The sequence below is a fragment of the Pseudomonas sp. P5_B2 genome (assembly GCF_056400445.1).
In genome coordinates, this window is record NZ_JBFULH010001156.1 from 1 (window position 1) to 932 (window position 932).

At 49.1% G+C, this 932-nt stretch carries 1 protein-coding gene; it reads right to left on the minus strand.

Annotation, left to right across the window (positions count from 1 at the left end; translation table 11 throughout):
• Positions 1-365 precede the first annotated feature (365 nt).
• On the minus strand, positions 366-932 hold a 567-nt coding region (locus tag AC1DRJ_RS29850), incomplete at its 5' end, for an endonuclease domain-containing protein (protein ID WP_477805292.1).

Consider the following 932-nt stretch of genomic DNA (forward strand, 5'->3'; position numbering starts at 1 on the left):
ATACCTCTGTTGGCACCGATGCCAAATTGACCCAGTGGGTCAATTCGGCATTGGCATCAACACCTAAGGAGTTGTTACAACGGTCTAAGGATAGCTAGGTCACACGACTTGGATGGTTACCGCAAGTGCACAAGAGAGGCGGCCACCACAACGCCACAATAAACCGTCCAGATCTGATCAATCTTCGCCGAAAATGATTGACTTATCACCTACCTTCGCATCTCCCACTCAGTCAACCAGTACGCTATCGATGCCGCAACATTCCCCTGCCCCACCTGTAATTGATTGCGTCCACGACGCCCAACTCTGGCGCGCAAACGCCTTATCATCTAGCAATTTTCAAAATCCCCCACCACACTTACCTCTCACTTATTTAGCCACTGTGAAATTACTTCAATACAGGACTCAAGATCATCTCTAACTTCATAAACCCAGAAACGCTGGACATCCCACCCAAGCTCAAATAATCGTTGATTGCGCAATTGATCTCGCCGGCACAGTTCGCCCGTCCAATTACGATGGTAGCGTTCGCCATCTACCTCAATGTCTAATTTGCGCTCACCATCAAGCAGAGCCAGATCGAGCGCGTACTTTTCTACGCGGTATTGCGGCAATGGCCTAATACCTGCCATACAAAGTGCGCGATAAAGAATACGCTCCCATTCAGAAATCGACTCCGGATCGGGAGCTTTTGTTTCAAGCTCGACAGAGTGCCGGGCAAAACTGGAAAGATATTCGATCCCACTAATACCACATGCCTGACGATCACCGACAACAATCAACTGAGCTCTCGCGCGAGTAATGGCGACGTTAAACAAGTTTCCGTTGTTGGAGAGAAATCCAAGCCCACCTTTTGTCATGCCGGAGGCGACGACTGGCGAGAATACTATGACATCTCGCTCGTCCCCCTGAAATTTATGAACCGTATCTAC